Raw genomic sequence first — 18,380 nt, 5'->3', positions numbered from 1 at the left:
TTGAACAGGCGCGGGAGCCCACGGGATTAATGCGGACGTCGCGTTGGAATAATAGAATGAGGAAGTGGGGAACCAGGTGGTGGAGAGGGGCCTTTCCGGATCCCGGTCTGGGTGGTGATGTCCGGTGTCGGAAAGAAAGGAAGATAAAGGAAGCGGGCCGCGACACGAGGACGAGTCCCCTGCTGAGACGGCCCTCCCCAGCCGGGGCATACCGGGGTCCAGGCAGGGGTTTGCCGAGGGCGGTGGCGAGCGCGCCTTGCTCGAGAGCATCATGCGCGCGGCTCCCCTGGCCATCGGAAAGGTGGATCCCGACCGCGTGCTGCTGGAGGTCAACGAGTACATGTGCCGCATGCTGGGGTATGCACGAGAGGAGCTGGTGGGACACAGCGCCCTGATCCTCTATCCTTCCCGGGAGGATTTCGAGTTCGTGGGGCGAGATAAATACGCCCGCATCGCGGAGGCAGGCGTGGGCTCGGTGGAGACGCGCTGGAGGCGCAAGGACGGCACGATCATCGAGGTGCTCCTGAGCTCCGCCTGGGCTGACCCGGACGACCCCTCGGCCGGGACCGTCTTCACCGCCCTGGACATCACGGAGCGAAAGAGGGCCGAGCAGGCCATAAGGGAGGAATGGGAGCAGGTCATCGCCATCTTCGAGAGTATCGACCAGGTGATCTACGTCTCGGACCCGCGCTCCTACGAGATCCTCTACGTCAACAAGGCGGTGAGGGATGCCTTCGGAAAGGACCCCACGGGCGGGATATGCTACCGCGAGTTCCAAGGTCTTGACGCCCCCTGCCCCTTCTGCACCAACCCCGTGCTGCTCGAGCACCCGGAGGAGGCATATGTATGGGAATACCGCAATCCCATCCTCGAACGCGATTACCTCATCGTGGACCGCCTGATAAGGTGGCCGGACGGCAGGGACGTGAGGTTCGAGTTCGCCCTGGACATCACGGACATCGTGGCGGCAAGACGTGCCCAGGAGAGGCGCGAGAAGCTCAACGCGGTGTTCATGCGCTTGGGCGCCGACATCCTGGAGAACATGGAGACAGTACTGAGGGGCGCCGAGGAGATCCTCGAGTGCCGGCTGGCCTCGTATTGCCTGCTGGTGGGCGGGCGGCTGTCCATCCTCACCACCGCTCCCGGCGAGGAGGGATTCACCGTGACCTCGGACATGCAGGACTATGCCTGCCATGCCTTTATCTCCGGCAGGAGCAAGACTCCCCTGGTCGCTCCAGACCTCGGGCGCCATCCCCATGCTGTCAGTGATCCCATGGTGGGCAGGTACGCCCTGAAGTCCTGTATTTTTTACCCGGTGGTGGTGGAGGGGAGGACGGTGGGATGCCTGGGTTGCTTCGACGACGCCCCCGGCAGTGGACGGAGGAGGAGGTAGAGATCGCCGGCATGCTCGCCCAGGCCCTATCGGTGGAACAGGAGCGCCTGGACCGCGAGGAGCAGCTCAAGGATTTCATCGACGTGGCCTCTCATGAGCTGCGGCACCCCATCACCGTGATCAAAGGCTACGCCCAGACGCTGCGTGAGTTTTGGGGAAAGCTGTCCCCCGCCAGGCGCGAGGAGCTGCTGGCGGCGGTGGAGCACGGCGCCGACCGCCTGGAGCGGCTGGTCAAGGAGCTCCTGGACGTCTCGCGCATCGAGAGGGGATATTTCCCTCTGCGTCGCGAGGAGGTCGAGGTGAACGACCTCCTCTCGGGCGCAGCGGAGGAGCTCGCCAACCGCGGTTACCCCAACCGCGTGAACGTCGTCTCGCAAGGGGGCGCGGAGAAGGTCAAGGCGGACAGAGACCGCCTTTCCTTGCTCCTCTCCATCCTGCTGGACAACGCGACCAAGTATTCACCCCCGGGGTCGGTCATAGACCTGGAGGTGAGAGAGGTGGAGGACGGGGTTCTTTTCTCGGTCATGGACCGGGGTTTCGGCGTCCCGGAGGAGGAGAGAGAAAAGGTCTTCGATCGTTTCTACCAAGTGGAGGACGCCCTCCACCATTCCACGCCCGGGATGGGCATCGGACTGTATATCGCGAGGGAGATAGTCGAGGCCCACGGAGGAAGGATCTGGTGCGAGGCCAGGGAGGGGGGAGGCACGGTCTTCAGATTCCTCATCCCGCAAGGCGGCTGAGGACCACGCAGCAAGAATGGCCTTTGTTTGTCCGCGGGGCATATGCCGTCCAGGCATGCGGAGCGGTGCTGGTTGCGGCGAGGCGGTGCTTGCGGGGCGAGCCGGCGAACCGCCTGATCTCAACTGCGCGGGGGATGCTGAATGTCCCGGCTCGCAGGCTGCGGCCGTCCGCACGACGCGCCGCCTTTCCGGAAAGGAAAGGTGTCTTCGGCCCACCCTTATCAATTATGCCCGCGTCCATACCGATACATAAGACGTCGCCATGAGTCAGTGACGTCTCGCGGAGCTTCCGGCGGCAGATTGTACGGGTTTGCGGACGGGAACGGTGGAAAAGGAAGATGACCAAGACCATACTCATCGCCGATGACGCGCTGTTCACGCGCATGCTGTTGCGCAACATCCTCTCCGAGCACGGCTTTACGGCCATCGTGGAGGCGGAGACAGGGGCGGAGGCCATCTGGGCCTACGAGCGCTGGAAGCCGGACCTGGTGATCATGGACATCAATATGCCGGAGATGGACGGCATGACCGCGGTGAGGAACATCCTGGCCCTGGACCCCGGCGCGAGCATCATCATCTGCAGCGCCCTGGGTGAAAAACAGCTCATGATGGAGGCCCTGGAGGCCGGGGTCAAGGACTTCATCACCAAGCCCTTCCAGGCCTCAAAGGTCATGGAGGTGGTCGACCGCGTCCTTTCCTGATCCCTCTGGACCGCCGCGGCGAGTCGGGACCCGGGAATGCGGCTCCGTCTATACCGCCGCTGCGAGGCGGGACCTGAGGCGGTTGAGGGCGGTGGAATGGATCTTGCTCACCCGCGATTCCGATATCCCCATCACCTCGCCGATCTCGCGCATGGTTAGCTCCTCGAAGTAGTAGAGGATCAACACCAGCTTCTCCTTTTCCGCCAGTTCGTTTACCGCCGCGCGCACCATCTCCTCCGTGGCCCGCGTCTCTGACAGCACGGAGGGGTCGAAGGAGCCGTCGTCGGGCAGGGTGTCGAGGAGGCTTAGATCTCCTCCCTCATGATTGGAGATCAGCGAGGTGTCGTCCAGGGAGAAGATGAAGGTCTGGTCCACCTCCGCCAGCAACTGCCGCAGCCTGGCGGGGTCCATCTCCAGGTAATCCGCCAGCTCCTTTTGGGTCGGCAGCCGGCTGAGGGCCGCGCAGAGCACCTCGTAGGCGTGATTGACCCTGCGCACCTTTTCCTGGAGGGAACGTGGCAGGCGGGCTTCGGAGCGGATGCCGTCGCTGATGGCGCCGTTGATGCGGATGCGCGCGTAGGCCTCGAAGTCCACGCCCCGCTCGGGGTCGAAGCGGTCAATGGCGTCCAGCAGGCCGAGAAACCCATAACCCACGAGGTCGGCGTACTCCACGTGGGGGGACACTCGGAGGCGGTAATAGCGTGCGGCGCCGCGTACAAGCGGGGCATAGCGCAGGACCAGGGCTTCCCGCCTTTGCTCGCCTTCCCTCGTGAGCTCGCCGCTCCTGGTCCTGGTCTTTCCCATCCTCGTGTCCTTATCTCGCCTCCCTTTTCTCTCTCGCTAGCGTCCTCGGATGATGGAGGTCCGACCCACATAGGGCGCGCGGGCGATAACCGCTCGCCGTCCGGGTGATGAAGCGTGCGCGTCCCGGCGCGGCTCCCGCAACGCCTTCCGGTCGGGGTTCGAAGGGGATGACCCGTCTCTCGGGCGTATTCATGCCGGGCGCTGAAGGGAGGCGGCGTCCTTCCCCTCCGGGGTTATATGCCGGAAGGTGCTGCATGCAAAGGCGGCCGCGTTTTTTATCGCGGTCATACCTCTCGCCTCCGCGCAGGCTTTGGATGCGGCTCGCGCGCACCTGCCCTAACCAACCCGGACGGGGATCCAGGTGGCTTCGTGTTCGAAGGGCTGAGCAACCCCTTGCGACTTTGGGCTTTCACAGGGTGTCGGAAGCGCTTCGGAGATCCTCTCCGCGCGGAGGATGACGGCGTCCGCATGTTCCCGCCGCTCCATGCTGTAGAATCTGTTTAGAAAAACGCGTGGCAGAAAAAAGACGAGGGGAGAGGAGGGCGATTTGGCTGGGAGGAAAGAGGGATATGGAAGCAGATGGTATGAGAGCTGGTATGTGATCCTGGGCGCCATCCTGCTAATCGGCTCGGCCGTCCTCTACCTGGTCCACTACGCCATCTTCCGAGATGCCCACCATATCTTCATCTACCTGCTCGGGGATATCGCCTTCATGCCCATAGAGGTGCTGCTGGTGGCGATCATCGTGCACCGCATCCTGGACGCGCGCGAAAAAAAGACGAGGATGGAGAAGCTGAACATGGTCATCGGCGCTTTCTTCAGCGAGATGGGCATGCAGCTGCTGCGCGCCTTCTCGCAGTTCGACGCCGCCTGCAGGGAGATAAAGGACTGCCTGGCCGCCGGTCCGGAATGGAAAGAGGACGACTTCCGCCGCGCTCGCTGGAAGGTGGAGGAGTACAAGTGCGCCATCGGCAGGGACGACAGGCTCCTGGAGGAGATGCGGGAATACCTCCTGGAGAAGCGGGAATTTCTCCTCACCCTGCTGGAGAACCCGACCCTGCTCGAGCACGAGACCTTCACCGACCTCCTGTGGGCGGTCTTCCACCTCACAGAGGAGCTGAAGTACCGCTATCTCATCGAAGGCCTTCCCGATACCGACCACGAGCACCTGTGCAGCGACATCGCGCGAGCCTACAGCCTGCTGCTCAAGGAATGGCTGGTCTATCTGGAACACCTCAAGAACAACTACCCCTACCTCTTTTCCCTCGCGGTGCGTATGAACCCCTTGGATCCCCAATCCTCCGTGATCGTGGGGTCAGGTCTATAGCTGTGCCATATGACACTATCTTCGATCTTCGATGGCCACCGAGAGCGGCAACCCGCCGTCCACTTGAGGCTGTACGCCCTACCGGGCTCATGGAGGCCACCGAAGATCGATACTACGACCCCGCCTTGAAGCGCGGGCGGTGGACGGGGCAGGCGGCGACGCACATCCCGCAGCGCAACCCGTTCAAGCCAGGCAGTCCCAGCTTGATGTAATACCTCAAGCGGGCCGCCTTGTCCGTCCCCCCGCCCGGGACAGGGGCCGTCGCCGTCGATGCCTTTCCCCTCCCGGCGCGGTAGCGATGTCACCGCTCCCCCCACCATGAGATGTCACCGCGGCCCTTCATAATGAGCATGGATGAGCGCGCGAGCAAGGGGACGGTGAGCCATGGACCTGGAGGAGAAGCTGAGGATCCTCGGCGGCGCGGCCCGCTACGACGTCTCCTGCTCCTCCAGCGGGGTGAGGAGGCCGGCCCGCGTCGGAAAGCTCGGCGACGGCGTGGGTTTCGGCGTCTGCCGCAGCTGGTCCGACGACGGCCGCTGCATATCCCTGCTCAAGGTGCTCTTCTCCAACCGCTGCATCTTCGACTGTGCCTACTGCGCCAACCGGGCGTCGGTGTCCCGGCCGCGCGCCTCCTTCACCCCGCGGGAGCTGGCGGACCTCACCATGGATCTCTACCGGCGCAACTACATCGAGGGCCTCTTCCTGAGCTCTGCGGTCTGGGTGAGCCCGGATCACACCATGGAGCGCCTGCTGCTCACGGCGCGCCTGCTGCGGGAGGAGAAGGGCTTCAACGGCTACATCCACCTCAAGGCCATCCCCGGCGCCAGCCCGGAACTCATCCGCCGGGCGGGCCTTTACGCCGACCGCATGAGCGTGAACGTCGAGCTGCCCACCGAGAGCAGCCTGCGTCTGCTGGCGCCGGAAAAAAGAAAGGAGGACATCCTCGGCCCCATGGGAGACCTGGCGGAGGGCATCTCCGCCAACCGGGAGGAGAGGAAGCGCTTCCGCAGAGCCCCCGCCTTCGTCCCCGCGGGTCAGAGCACCCAGCTCATCGTGGGGGCCACCCCCGAGAGCGACCTGCGCATCGTGGAGCTGGCGGAGGGGCTCTATCGGCGCTACGGGCTGAAGCGGGTGTACTACTCCGCCTTCGTGCCGGTCTCGGACGACCCCCGCCTGCCCCGTCTGGAAAGCCCGCCCCTGCTGCGCGAGCACCGTCTCTACCAGGCCGACTGGCTCATCCGCCACTACCGCTTCACCTGCCGCGAGATCCTGGACGAGGAGCATCCTCAGCTCGACGAGGAGCTGGACCCCAAGTCGGCCTGGGCTATCCGGCACCCCGAGTTCTTCCCCGTGGAGGTGAACCGCGCCGATTATGAGACCCTGCTGCGCGTGCCGGGGCTGGGGGTGCGTACGGCGCGCCGTATCATGGCGGCCAGGCGCTTCCATTCCCTGGATTTCGAGGACCTGCAAAGGATCGGTGTGGTGCTGAAGCGGGCGCGCTATTTCATCACCTGCCGGGGAAGGTATTACTCCGGGTCGCGTCTGAGCGGAGAGGAGATAAGAAGGGGGATGACGACCCGTTGCCGCGAGGCAGGGGGACGGATGGGGCAGGGACAGATGGCCCTCTTCGGGATGGAGACCTGCGGCGTGGCTGCCGACGATGCCATGACCAGCGCCACCGGCGAGCTCTAGAGCCTACCTCTGTCTGGTGATGTAGACCGGGTGCCGTGTTGGTTTATGAAGGCGGCTTATTTCGAGGTCATCGCGGTGGCGGAAAGGCGCAACCCCCGGCTACAGAGGAAGCTTTTGCCCGAGGAAGCTCATGCCCGAGAGATGTCGGGTCATGCAGTTGGAGCAACCCGGGAAGCCCGTGCCGCGGGGCTTGTGGGGAAACGGAGCCCTGCCGGGATGGCGCGGGAGACCCCCGTGACCCGATACGGCCCCGCCGCTCGCTGTAAGTCGTGGCGCCCCCGGGGCGTAAACCCTCGCGAACCCCCTCGCTCGCGCGGGTTCCCATCCCCGGGATACTCAGTAGCTGTTGGGCACCACCGGCAGGATGAGCCGCGAGGCCGCGGTGCGGTTGCGCTGGAGCTGGATGAAGGTGAGGCCGAAGACGGGCCAGGTCATCAGCAGGTCGGCGGTGGATATCTCCAGCTTGATGCGGCTTCCCCGGGAAAAGCGATGGTAGCAGGCCTGCATCTCCACCGGCTGATCCGCGGTGTCGCACATGCTCCATACCTCGGGGTTGTAGCCCTCGTAATAGCCCCGGCTCACCAGTGTCTCCGTGCCGTCCGGCGCCACCTCGTATATCCAGGGGATGAGCTGCGTGAAGGGCTGGGAACTCTTGTAAAACAGCTCGAGCTGCGGCGCGCCCATGATGGTGAGGTCGCGGGTCAGGGGGGGCGAGAGATAGCAGCGCTCGGTGAAGGGGATGCCCAGCAGCTTTATCCTCGAGGGCACCTGCATGGTCTCACCGCCCACCATGTTGGGCACGTCCTGGTAGTAGGGAAGGGAGATGGAGCCGGTGATGCCCGTGTTCACCAGCAGCTCGAAATCGGCGCTGCCCCGCGGCCTGCTTCTGGTGAGCACCAGGTTACTGCCTGACGCGTTGAGGTAATAGGAGACGGCCTGTGTGCCCGGCAGGGGATAGGAGTCCGCCCGGCCGTAGTTGTCAGGGTCCTGGCCGCGGTAGAAGATGAGGCGCGGCTCCCTGTCCGCACCGTTGTCCACGCCCTTGAGGAAGCGGTCGAACCACGCCTTGATCTGCCCGTTTATCCACCGGGATTCGGGGCTTTCTGGGAGGTCGATGAAGAAGTTGCCCCCCATGCCCCCGATATGGCCGTGGTTGGTGATGATCATGCGCGCGGGGGCAGCCATGGCGGTGGAGAAGATGCGCAGTCCCTCGTTGGCGTAGAAGATGTCGTCGTTCCAGCCCGCCAGGATGAGGGTGGGAGCCACGAGGGGATGTTCTACCACCCCGTCGTATTCCCCGTCGCACCAGTAGCGGGCGGAGCGCTCCCGGAGGTATTGGCGCCCCTTTTCCACGTCCTCGACCCGCCGCTCCATGGCAGCCCCCGTGATCCACAACAGCATGTCGGTGACGTTGTTCACCGGGGGCATGGCCTTCCAGAAGGCATCTATGGCGGCCTGCAGTTTCTGCAAGGCGTTCAGGTCGCTTCTCTGCACGATGGCGAGGACATGCATCAGAAGGCCGGAGAGATTGCCGATATAGGCTCCGGCGGCCAGAAAGACCCCCCACAGCGCCTTAGCGGCCCCGTTGGGAAGTATGGAGAACTGCAGGTCCGCTCCCCCGTGCATGGGCACCACGGCGCGTATGCGCGGGTCGCCGGGGTCGCCAGGCCTGGGGTCCTTGCGCGGTGCCGCCAGGAAGGAGGTGCATCCGCCCATGGAATAGCCAGTGATCCCCACCACAGGGCCCTTTTCGTCCCGGAGCACCGGGAAGCGCTCGTCCTCGGATGCCAGGGTGATGATGGTGCGCACATCCCGTATCTCCTTTTCGGGATCCATACACCCTATCTGGCCCTCCGCGCCGTACCATCCCCGCATGGTAAAGGTGACGGATACGTAACCGTCCCCCGCGTATTCTCTGGCCATCTTCTCGAAGATGAGCTTGTCGCAGTCCCAGGGATGAACGAAGACGATGAGCGGGTAATCCACGGCTGCCTCGCCCGGTCCCCCGGCAGCAAGAGGGTAGAACACCGATACGGGTAGTTTCACCCCGTCCTCCATGGTCCAGTGTTCGTCCACCCTGGCCACCTCGAGGGATGATCCGGGAGCGGAGGAAGCGGCGACGTCCCCGCCGCCGGTATCCGCCTCGGACGTCCGTGTGCCCGCGCCCGCAACCGGAGCGAGCGAGAGGACCATGAGCAGGGATGCCATGGCCAGGGCGAGGAGCATGGTCACTCGAATGCGGAAGGATCTCGTCATCGTTACCCCCTTCAGACGACGAGGCGCGGCGGGAGCCTATATCCCCCGGCAACCCCTCTTTGTTACTCGCGATATTTATAACATGCAATATGTGAACATCGCAAGGGTATTTATATGGAAAGCTGCCAGATGCCTGGGCCGACCCTTCTTGCCGAATCGGACGGGGACGGGGGATTCGTCTTCGATGACCCACCGGGAAGGATGGAGAAGGTCGCGGATCGGGCCCGACCTCTTCCAACGCCTTCTTCGGGGTCGGGGATTCGCCTCCAAGCCGGTCCTTGTTCCCGGTTGTTGATCCGCAGATCCTGAAGCGCGCCCGTTTACCATATCGGCCGGGGCCCGGGATGCGTTACCGTGGACAGGAAACAGGAATGGGTAACGAGCGCGCGAAACATGGGGTCCGTCGGCCTCGTGGCTCGTTCTTCCCAAAGACAGGAAACAAAAGAGATGAAGGCGTAGCCGGCGGGACCCCTCGGCATTACTGCCCGGTCGATCCAGGGACAGGAAACAGGAAGAGGGAGCGCACGCATGTCCGTCAGGACTCCGCGCCTCACGGTTCGTCGGCAGGGAGAGGAAACAGGAAAGGGAGACCAAAAAGAGGGGGGCCCGGAAGCCCCCCTCCCGGTTAGGGCGTGCTAACCGCAGCTCTTATTGCACTTGCAAGTGCCGCCCTTCCGTCTGGGGATCTTCGTGATCCTCATCTCACCACCTCCTTGGTAGTGGTTCCTGTAAACATTATACACCCGCCGCGCAAGCCATAAACCTCGACCGTCAACCCGGAAAGCGGCTTCACCGGGGTGGGCAGGAGCGGCAAAGCGAGGGGTTCTTTACTGGATTCATATTAGATCTTATGTTCCAAGGTGCACCGGGGAGGACAGGGGGGAAAGCGGGGAGTCCTTTGCCGGATTTGGAGATACTCCCATGTTACGGGGTTCAACGGGAAGGACGGGGGGAAAGCAGAGAGTGCGGAGCGCGGTGCCTAACCGCGGCGCCGTCCCATGCGAGCGCACATGAGGAGGTCGGGGCCGCCCGCCCCGCAGGCGGATTCCGCTCGGTAGCGGCAGCCTCCCCCGCACTCCGCCAGCAGCTCACAGGAAGCGCATTCCCCCTCCAGCCTCAGCTTGGGAAGGTCCCGCCAGGCCTGCCGCAGGCCCTTCTCCAGGCGGCCTCCGCTCACCTCCCGGTAATAGCCGCATTTCACCAGGCGTCCTCCCGGTTCCACCGCGGCCAGGTGCGCACCGCAGGCGTAGCCGGGCGCTCCCTCGTGGGCGCCCCATCCCCATTCCAGCTCGAAGAAGGGAGCTGCCTCCTCGGGAGCCAGCATCAGGTCGGGGTTGTCCGCCATACGACCGCTGGCCACCGGATATTCCAGGTTCCATGCGGAGACGCCCATCTCCGAGAGCAGGGTGCCCAGCTCCTCCAGCTCGCCGAGGTTGCGCGCGTGGATGACCGTGGCCACCGATACGTCGATGCCCGCCGCGACGGCCCGCCGCAGGGCCTCCATGACCTCCGTGAAGGTGCCTCTGCCGCGCAGGGATTCGTGTCCCGCCTCGAGACCGTCCACCGAGAACTGGATCTCCAGGAAGTTGAGGTGAGAGAGGTCCTCCCCGCCCAGGAGGATGCCGTTGGTGATGAGCACGGGACGGAAGGACCTCCCTGCCAGGGCCCGGTTGAGGGCATGGAATCCCGGGTAGAGCAGGGGCTCCCCGCCCGTGACCATGAGCCTCAGGCCGCCCAGCTCGTCGAACTCGTCCAGCAGGGCCATGAGCAGCTGCAAGTCCAGGTCTGAGGAACCCGCGTCGCCGAGGTAGCAGTGGCGGCAGCGCAGGTTGCAGCGTTCGGTGACCTCAACCATGAGATAGCGCAGGGAAGGGACCTCGTTGACCCCGATGCTCATCTCCCTGGACCCGATATCCTGCCCCGACACCAGCAGCCCCTCCTCGAGGCAGTAGGAGAGAAAGGCGCCCTCGGGCCGCAGCTCCTCCACGGTGCGGGTTCCGTCGCAGCGGGCCAGGAAGTCGAGGGCTTCCTCTGAGAGCTCGTATAGTTCGTCCCGCGCCGCGTTGTACACGCACGGTGTCTCCAGGCGCTTGAGAAAGCAGCCGTCCGCGAGCCTCAGGAGATCCCGCTCCGTATATGGCCGCTCACCAGCGCTCATACCGCAACTCCTTTTCGCTGCCGTCCTCCGCCCCCGCGCGGCGTCTTGGAAGACGGCTTTTCTCCTCATGCTCCCGCCTCGTGACCCCGCCTCTACCCGCCGCAAGACGGCATGTGAGCACGTAGACCACCCGAACCTCTTTCCCGTTCCCGTCGAGCCGCGGACGGCCGTAATATGCCCGCTCAACCGCCCCTCGCCGGCTTCCGTGGGCGCCACGGAGCCGGACGGCGCTCCCTCCAGCTCCCCTTATACCTTCATATATACATGATGGCAGCGGGCGAAGCGCTTGAGCGGTGAGCGACGTCAACCACCCCCACAAGCTCCTGTGGGCGCCATTGAGGCGGATGTCGCTCCCCTCACTTGCATGATGACGGTGGTTCAAGCACTAAGAGGTGGCCGCCGTCAATCGCCCCCCGCGAGCTCCCGCAGGGCGCCCTCGAGGTCGAAGGCGTCTCTTTCCAGCAGCGCCTTCAGAAGACGAAAGCTGCCGCACTCCTCGTTCTCCTCCTCGCCGTGATGGTAAAAAGGGCAGTCTCCGCACAGCAGTTCCCGGTAGTCCTCGATATCCTCGAGGCGGGAAGCTCCTTCCAGTATCTCGCGTGCTTTCCGCGTGAACGCGGGAAAGTCCTCCGCCATCTCTACCTCCACGAGATTTCGCCGTCGCCGTGCGTCCGCGTCTTCATCCATTATTCCCCTGAAACGCGGCCGAGGCCAGCTCCGGTTTCCCCGAGGGCGAGGGAGATGATGGAGCCGCCTTTCCGGGACCACTTGATGGCCGGTTTCCCGGGTATGTGAAAAAGAAACGGCATGATGAAATGGCATAGAACGGCTAAACCGGTTCCCAGGAGGCGCGGAAAAGGGTGTGTGCGACCCATAGGGAACCGTCAGGGGACTGACCTGCATCCTGCATCCACATCCCGTGCCCTGCGATCCGCGGAGCCGTCTGCAGCTCGGGCCATAGGGACCGTCGGCGAAATCCTTCGACCTGGTCGCACTCCGAGAGGGTCAAATCTGAAGTCCCGCCGGAGGTGTTAGAATATTACTGACGTGTTGGGCTGTCGCGTGACGGTGCTTCGATGCATCATGCCATATCTTCCCAACAGATGAGACGATAGGCGGAGGACGGCGTGCGGTACGACGAGTCGGAGAAGGAGCCGAGGCGGGGGGAGGAATATTACCGCCTGCTCATCGAGAACGCCCTCGACCTGGTGTCGGTGCTCGACCGCGACGGCAACATCGTCTTCGCGGGGCCTTCCGTGGAGAGGCTGCTCGGCTACCGGCCCGAGGAACTCATGGGCAGCAGCATCTTCTCCCTCATCCATCCCGATGACGTGGAGAATGCCAGGGCGGCGCTGGAGTTCGCCTTCTCGCGCCCCGGCGTCACCGGCACCGTGGAGCTGCGCGTGCGCCACGCCGACGGCTCCTGGCGCGTCCACGAGGCGGACTCCTACAACCTGCTGGAGCATCCCCTGGTGCGGGGCATGGTGGTCAACTCCCGCGACGTCACCGAGCAGAGGCGCGCCGAGGAGGAGCGAAAGCGCCTCCTGCAGGCGGTGGAGCAGTCTGTGGACGGCATCGCCGTGGCGGATCTGGAGGGGAGGATCATCTACGTTAACGGCGCCTGGGCGGAGATGCACGGCTACGCCAGGCACGAGGTGGAAGGAAAGATCATCGGGAAGCACCTGGAGATATTCCATACCCCCGAGCAGGTGCGCGATGAAGTGACGCCGTTCAACCGTAAGGCCCTGGAAGAGGGGGCGGCGAGCGGGGAGGTCGGGCACCGGCGCAGGGACGGCTCCGTATTCCCGGCCATGATGAGCACCACCGTCTTCCGCGACGAGAAGGGGAACCCGAGGGGTTTCATCGGGGTGGCACGGGATATATCACAGCTCAAGCGGGTGGAGGAGGAGCTGAGGCGCTCGGAGGCCACCTACCGCGAGATCTTCGACGCCGCCAACGACGCCATCTTCGTCCACGACCAGGAGACAGCGGCCATACTGGACGTCAACCGCAAGATGACGGAGATGTATGGCTACACGCCCGAGGAGGCCCGGTCGCTGCGGGTGGAGGATATAAGCTCCGGCGTGCATCCCTACACCCAGGAAAGGGCGGTGGAGCTGGTGAGGAAGGCGGCGGCGGGAGAGCCCCAGCTCTTCGTGTGGCACGCCAGGCGCAAAGATGGCGAGCTCTTTTGGGTGGAGGTTAACCTCAAACGGGGAACCATCGCCGGTGAGGGGCGCATCCTAGCCCTGGTGCGCGAGATCACGGAAAGAAAACGGATGGAGGAGGCACTGCGCGAGAGCGAGGCGTGGTACCGCGCCACCTTCGAGGCCACGGGCACGGCCATGTTCCTGGTGGACAGAGGCGGCCTGGTGGTCGACGTCAACCGCGAGATGGAGAACATCTTCGGTTATACCCGTGACGAGGTGGTGGGCAGGATGCGCTACATCGACCTCATCATGCCCGAGGACGTGGAGAGGGTGAAGCGCTATTCGCGCCTCCTGCTGAATGGGGAGATAAGGGGTCCGATGCAGTTCGAGATGCTGGCCAGGCACAAGAGCGGCAGACCCATAAACGCCTTGGTCAGCGTGAACATGATCCCCGAGGTCCCGCGCAGCGTCATCTCCGTCGTGGACATCACGGACAAGAAGCTGTACGAGCGCGAGTTGGAGGCGCGCGCAGAGCAGCTCCGGGACTTCCTGGACATCGCGGCCCATGAGCTGCGCCATCCCGCCACCCTGCTCAAGGGCTACGCAATGACCATCTCCCGCCACGGCGGCCGCATGGACCGGGATACCTGGTTCGAGTCCCTGAAGGCCATCGAGGCCGGCGCCGATCGCCTGGTGTACGTGGTGGAGGAGCTCCTGGACGTTTCGCGCCTGCAGCGGGGGCTGTTCGCCCTGGACAAGCGCGAGGCCCCGGTGATGGAGGCCGTGGAGCTGGCGGTTAACGAGATGCGGGCGCGCGCGGGCACGAGGAAGATCGAGGTCGCGGTGGAGGGGGACCTCGGGACGGCGCACCTCGACCATAACCGCCTCGCACACCTGCTGATCATCCTCCTGGATAACGCGGTCAAGTATTCTCCTCCCGCTTCGGAGGTGGAGCTCCGCGCCCGGCGCACCGGGGAAGGGCTGGAGTTCTCCGTCCTGGACCGTGGCGAGGGGGTGCCGGAGGAGAAGCGCGAGAACATCTTCGAGCGCTTCGTACAGGGGAGCGACGCCCTGCACCACAGCGGCCCCGGGCTGGGGCTGGGGCTTTATATCGGGAGGCGCATCGTGGCCGCGCACGGGGGCCGCATCTGGCACGAGCCGCGGGAGGGCGGCGGCTCCACCTTCCGCTTCACCATCCCCACCTAATGGGGTCAGCCCCGGACATGGGACATTTCCCGGCGCTTGTTCGTGGCCGCGCGCGGGGGCCGCATCTGGCACGAGCCGTGGGAGGGCGGCGGCTCCGCCTTTTCCGCTTCACCATCCCCGCCTAATGGGTCAGCCACGGCATCACATTGCGGGTCAACGTGTTTCCAGGACTCGCCTGAAAAGAAAGCCGTTACGCAGGATTCGGCGCCGCGCTATCCCCATGAGACGACCCGACACTTAAAAATACGGAGCGTGTAAAAGACCATTTCGTGGCTATCAAGGGATCTCGGCGCCGCGCCGTCACGCTCATCTCCGGCGTGCCTGTCATCGCAACCCGAATACCAGTGGCGGTCTTTTTCCGAGAACGGTATCTTTATGCAGGTGTCGTTTTTATTGGAACCCGAAAACCGCTTATTCTCCCAGCGTCCCCACTGCCGGGAAGCGCTTGAGATTCTCACGCATGCTTGTCGGCGCCTGCTTCAGTTCCTGGGAGAGATCGCGGCCCGCCATGGCTCCCAGGTTGCAGGGTGTATGCTCCCCCTCCGGCCAGATCGCGCTTCCCGAGAGATTGTAGACGACGCCGTCGACGGCGATGTAGGCGGGCTTTCCACCTCTGCCGTCGAACTCCGCGAGCTCCGTGAGGGTGAAGACCCTGCCCCCGCCTTCCCCGACGCTCTCGGGTTTTTCTGTCACCGCGGCGCCGTCCCCTTCCGTCCCGGACGACCCCCCCGCATCCCCACAGGAACAGCGTCGGCATCGCCGTGAGCGTCACAGAGAGCAGCAAGACCAATACCGCCTTTTTCAACCCCCGACCTCCTTCTCTCCCGCATTCCCCGCCGTGATCCGTCTGGAACGATCCGCGCCGCCGGCGGCACCGGCTTGTCTCGAGGCGGGTGAACCGCATCCTGTAGCCTATTCTGCCCCCCCATCCCAGCTCATTAACCCCGGGGTCTCCTGAGCCCGATCATGTGTCCTGAACCGGATCATGAGTACAAGCGCCGGTGCCCGGATAGGGGTGGCGGGCTTCGAGCGCCTCGGTTTTTCCCGGAAGGGAAGAGAGGGGGTGAGGTGGAAGACTGGTATGTGACATGGCCGACGTCAGGGGGGGATCGCCGTGTGCTTGATGGGGGACGGCCTCCGGTGCGCTGATTGCCCGTACATTTCCTGCAACAACCATCCGTATTTCTACCTGGCCAGGGAATGCGCCCGGCAAAGGCAACAAGAACTCAAGAACGAGAAAAGGGGTTGAGTAAAGACCGCCTCCGCGCCCGCGTTGGCCGCGTGGTGAGATATCCAGGGCATGAACTCCATGGTGATTCCCCCGCTGTCCCCGGGCACCCCTCATGTGACGCCCCACCCCTTCGAGCTGGGGTGGGGGGTCCGATTCCCGAGCCGCTCGTCAGTCGATATCCCCCACCCCTTCACGTATGGGCAGGAGTCACGGTGAGCCTGCATGCCTGGATGGCAGACTCCCTACCCCTTCACGCGTGGGCACAATTAATCAGGAAGCGGGAAGATGCACAGAAAAACCCCCCATCTCTGCACGCGTGGACAGGAGTAACGGTGAGCCTGCATGCCTGGATGGCGGACCCTCCAACCCCTTCACGCGTGGATAGTATTGTCGGAGTTCGGAACGGTCCATCAACGACTTCGTCGATCCCCTTCGCGCGGGGAGAGTACGGCAGTGGCCGTGGCGCGCGAGATCACCGAGGCTGTCGATCCCCTTCGCGCGGGGAGAGTACGCGAGATGCCCTCGGACCGTGCATTACCTCATCGTTTATCCCCTTCGCGTGGGGGTAGAATCAATTATGGCTCGAGGCGATCTCGGGCTGCGGCAGGACCCTTGGTCAACCGTTTGGAGGTGGTGATTTGAACGGCCCTTCTACAGACGGCGGGTTCATCGGCAACGGATGGTTCCTGGAGCTGCGCGATCTCCACGTGGAAGTGGAGGGTAGGGAGATCCTGCGCGGGGTGAACCTGGTGATCAGGAGCGGCGAGACGCACGTGCTCTTCGGGCCCAACGGTTCGGGAAAGACCACCCTGCTCATGGCGATCATGGGGTTTCCCCGCTACCGCGTCACCGCGGGCAGCATCCTCCTGGGCGGCGAGGACATCACCGCCCTGCCCCCGCATGAGAGAGCGCGGCGCGGCATAGGTATGATGTTCCAGCGGCCGCCCACGGTGCGCGGGGTCTCCCTGCAGCAGATGACCTCCATCTGCTCCCGCGACGATCTCGACGTGCGCGCACTCGCCACCGAGCTGAACCTCGAGGACTTTCTTGCGCGTGACGTCAACCACGGTTTTTCGGGAGGGGAGATCAAGCGGTCCGAGCTGCTGCAGCTCATGGCGCAGAACCCCGACTTGGTGCTTCTGGACGAGCCCGAATCGGGCGTGGACATGGAGAACCTGCAGCTGGTGGGAAAGGCCATCCGCATACTCCTGCAGAAGGACCTGCGCCGTAAGCGCAGAAAGAGCGGCCTCATCATCACCCACACCGGCTATATCCTTGACTACGTGGAGGCGGATCAGGGACATGTGCTGTGCGAGGGGTCTATAGTGTGCTCCGGCAACCCGAGGGAGCAGCTCGAGGGCATCCGGAGGTACGGATTCGAGGAGTGTGCGAGATGCACGCGCTAGAAGAACTGAAAGAACGTGCGAGGGCGGCGGCGGAGAAGCCGGCGGCTTTCGGCAGCGACCTGGACATGTGCGCGTACGGCGCCGAGCCGGGAGAGTGCGCATACGTGGAATCCCTGGAAGAGCTGGAGGACCTGGGTGAAGAGGAGCTGGCGCGCGTCGGGGTGGAGAAGAGCGGTCGGGAGAGGTCGGGGTCCTTCGTGCAGATCGACGGCACGGTGGTGCACAGGAAAGCCCTGGAAAAAGGCCTGGAGATCCTGGGTACCCGCGAGGCCCTGGAAAGATATGACTGGCTGCACGACTACTACTGGAAGGCGGTGGCCGTAGACGCCGACAAGTACACCGCCACGGTGGAACTCAACCCCTTCGAGGGTTATTTTATGCGCGCCATGCCGGGATCGCGCACCATCTATCCCCTCCAGGCTTGCCTCTATATCCGCGAGCCCCGCTTCGTACAGCGGGTGCATAACATCATCATCGCCGAGGAGGGCTCGGAGCTGCACATCATCACCGGCTGTGCCAGTCGCCACGACATAGAGATGGGTCTGCACGTGGGCGTTTCCGAGTTCTATGTGAGGAAGAACGCCCGCGTCACCTTCACCATGGTGCACAACTGGGCGGAGGGCATGGACGTGAGGCCCCGCACCGGCGTGTTGGTGGAGGAAGGCGGGCTCTTCATGTCCAACTACATATGCATGGAGGCGGTGCGCAGCCTGCAGGCCTATCCCACCGCGCTCCTCACCGGGCCCGGAGCCACCTCGCGCTTCAATTCCATCGTGGTGGGGCAGCCGGGAAGCGAGATAGACCTCGGATCGCGCGTGGTCCTGGGGGCCCGCGGATGCAGCGCGGAGATCGTCTCCCGTGCCGTGACCAAAGGCGGCAGGATCGTGGCCCGGGGGCATCTCAAGGGAGAGACGGCGGGGATAAAGGCCCACCTGGAATGCCACGGCCTCATCCTGGAGGAGGGAGGCCTCATCTACGCAGTGCCGGAGCTCGAGGGCAACCACCCCGACGTGGACATGTCCCACGAGGCTGCGGTGGGCAAGATCGCCCAGGAAGAGGTGGAATACCTCATGGCCAGAGGCCTGAGCGAGGAGGAGGCTACGGCGGTGATCGTGCGGGGTTTCCTCAACGTGAGGATAGAAGGCCTCCCGCCGCTGCTGGAACGCGAGCTGCGCAAGATGATGGAGCTCTCCGAGAGCAAAGCCCTTTGATGGGGTCAGCCCCGGACATGGGACAAAATCTCTCCGCCCCGCCTGCTATGGAGTAGGGCCGCATAGATGAGTATTTGCTCTCTCCCGGCAAAAGATGACCGGTGG

General features: G+C 64.1%; 13 protein-coding genes. 8 read left to right on the top strand and 5 right to left on the bottom strand.

The annotated features are described in order from the left end of the window. Positions 1-124 precede the first annotated feature (124 nt). The 3 genes from H5T74_04505 to H5T74_04495 all read left to right on the top strand — a co-directional run bounded on the left by H5T74_04505 (position 125) and on the right by H5T74_04495 (position 2,834). Positions 125-1,393, top strand: coding sequence for a PAS domain S-box protein (locus tag H5T74_04505; protein ID MBC7229640.1), 1,269 nt, complete (start codon positions 125-127; stop codon positions 1,391-1,393). After that, complete coding sequence (locus tag H5T74_04500) at positions 1,342-2,133, top strand: hypothetical protein (protein MBC7229639.1); 792 nt, start codon at positions 1,342-1,344, stop codon at positions 2,131-2,133. The genes H5T74_04505 and H5T74_04500 overlap by 52 nt, the downstream gene beginning before the upstream one ends. Positions 2,134-2,471: 338 nt before the next feature. Continuing rightward, positions 2,472-2,834, top strand: a complete 363-nt coding sequence (locus H5T74_04495; protein MBC7229638.1) for a response regulator — start codon at positions 2,472-2,474, stop codon at positions 2,832-2,834. Between the two features lie 48 nt (positions 2,835-2,882). Here H5T74_04495 and H5T74_04490 read toward each other — a convergent pair whose 3' ends face one another. Next, on the bottom strand, positions 2,883-3,638 hold the full coding sequence (locus H5T74_04490) for a FliA/WhiG family RNA polymerase sigma factor (protein MBC7229637.1): 756 nt from the start codon (positions 3,636-3,638) through the stop codon (positions 2,883-2,885). Between the two features lie 598 nt (positions 3,639-4,236). Between H5T74_04490 and H5T74_04485 the strand changes: the two genes are divergently transcribed. Both H5T74_04485 and H5T74_04480 read left to right on the top strand, forming a co-directional pair. After that, the gene (locus H5T74_04485; GenBank protein ID MBC7229636.1) at positions 4,237-4,965 is read left to right on the top strand and encodes a hypothetical protein; all 729 of its coding nucleotides are present in this window, start codon (positions 4,237-4,239) and stop codon (positions 4,963-4,965) included. Between the two features lie 384 nt (positions 4,966-5,349). Then, positions 5,350-6,657 (top strand): putative DNA modification/repair radical SAM protein, encoded by a 1,308-nt coding sequence (locus tag H5T74_04480; GenBank protein ID MBC7229635.1) that lies wholly within the window; start codon positions 5,350-5,352, stop codon positions 6,655-6,657. A gap of 336 nt (positions 6,658-6,993) precedes the next feature. Here H5T74_04480 and H5T74_04475 read toward each other — a convergent pair whose 3' ends face one another. The 3 genes from H5T74_04475 to H5T74_04465 form a co-directional block, all read right to left on the bottom strand. Next, positions 6,994-8,913, bottom strand: a complete 1,920-nt coding sequence (locus tag H5T74_04475; protein MBC7229634.1) for a CocE/NonD family hydrolase — start codon at positions 8,911-8,913, stop codon at positions 6,994-6,996. A gap of 979 nt (positions 8,914-9,892) precedes the next feature. Further along, on the bottom strand, positions 9,893-11,071 hold the full coding sequence (locus H5T74_04470; GenBank protein MBC7229633.1) for a radical SAM protein: 1,179 nt from the start codon (positions 11,069-11,071) through the stop codon (positions 9,893-9,895). Positions 11,072-11,473: 402 nt separating this feature from the next. Then, complete coding sequence (locus H5T74_04465) at positions 11,474-11,758, bottom strand: hypothetical protein (protein ID MBC7229632.1); 285 nt, start codon at positions 11,756-11,758, stop codon at positions 11,474-11,476. Positions 11,759-12,198: 440 nt separating this feature from the next. Between H5T74_04465 and H5T74_04460 the strand changes: the two genes are divergently transcribed. Further along, complete coding sequence (locus tag H5T74_04460) at positions 12,199-14,427, top strand: PAS domain S-box protein (GenBank protein MBC7229631.1); 2,229 nt, start codon at positions 12,199-12,201, stop codon at positions 14,425-14,427. A gap of 411 nt (positions 14,428-14,838) precedes the next feature. Here the strand turns inward: H5T74_04460 and H5T74_04455 are convergent, their stop codons facing one another. Continuing rightward, positions 14,839-15,120, bottom strand: a complete 282-nt coding sequence (locus H5T74_04455; protein ID MBC7229630.1) for a cytochrome B5 — start codon at positions 15,118-15,120, stop codon at positions 14,839-14,841. A gap of 1,224 nt (positions 15,121-16,344) precedes the next feature. Here H5T74_04455 and H5T74_04450 point away from each other — a divergent pair. Both H5T74_04450 and H5T74_04445 read left to right on the top strand, forming a co-directional pair. After that, entirely contained in the window at positions 16,345-17,064 is a 720-nt protein-coding gene (locus tag H5T74_04450) for an ABC transporter ATP-binding protein (protein MBC7229629.1), read from the top strand. Further along, on the top strand, positions 17,052-18,275 hold the full coding sequence (locus H5T74_04445; protein ID MBC7229628.1) for a SufD family Fe-S cluster assembly protein: 1,224 nt from the start codon (positions 17,052-17,054) through the stop codon (positions 18,273-18,275). Before H5T74_04450 ends, H5T74_04445 begins: the two co-directional genes overlap by 13 nt. Positions 18,276-18,380: the final 105 nt, after the last annotated feature.

It is taken from the genome of Actinomycetota bacterium, from assembly GCA_014360645.1.
In the GTDB taxonomy this organism is placed as follows: domain Bacteria; phylum Actinomycetota; class Geothermincolia; order Geothermincolales; family RBG-13-55-18; genus Solincola_B.
This window is presented reverse-complemented; position numbering and strand designations above follow the sequence as displayed.

What these genes read in the sequence shown, in the direction of transcription:
- H5T74_04490 (MBC7229637.1), bottom strand. Translation starts at nt 3,638, where the DNA reads ATGGGAAAGACCAGGACCAGGAGCGGCGAGCTCACGAGGGAAGGCGAG.
- H5T74_04470 (MBC7229633.1), bottom strand. Translation starts at nt 11,071, where the DNA reads ATGAGCGCTGGTGAGCGGCCATATACGGAGCGGGATCTCCTGAGGCTC.
- H5T74_04495 (MBC7229638.1), top strand. Translation starts at nt 2,472, where the DNA reads ATGACCAAGACCATACTCATCGCCGATGACGCGCTGTTCACGCGCATG.
- H5T74_04480 (MBC7229635.1), top strand. Translation starts at nt 5,350, where the DNA reads ATGGACCTGGAGGAGAAGCTGAGGATCCTCGGCGGCGCGGCCCGCTAC.
- H5T74_04465 (MBC7229632.1), bottom strand. Translation starts at nt 11,758, where the DNA reads ATGGATGAAGACGCGGACGCACGGCGACGGCGAAATCTCGTGGAGGTA.
- H5T74_04475 (MBC7229634.1), bottom strand. Translation starts at nt 8,913, where the DNA reads ATGACGAGATCCTTCCGCATTCGAGTGACCATGCTCCTCGCCCTGGCC.
- H5T74_04500 (MBC7229639.1), top strand. Translation starts at nt 1,342, where the DNA reads ATGCCTGGGTTGCTTCGACGACGCCCCCGGCAGTGGACGGAGGAGGAG.
- H5T74_04445 (MBC7229628.1), top strand. Translation starts at nt 17,052, where the DNA reads ATGCACGCGCTAGAAGAACTGAAAGAACGTGCGAGGGCGGCGGCGGAG.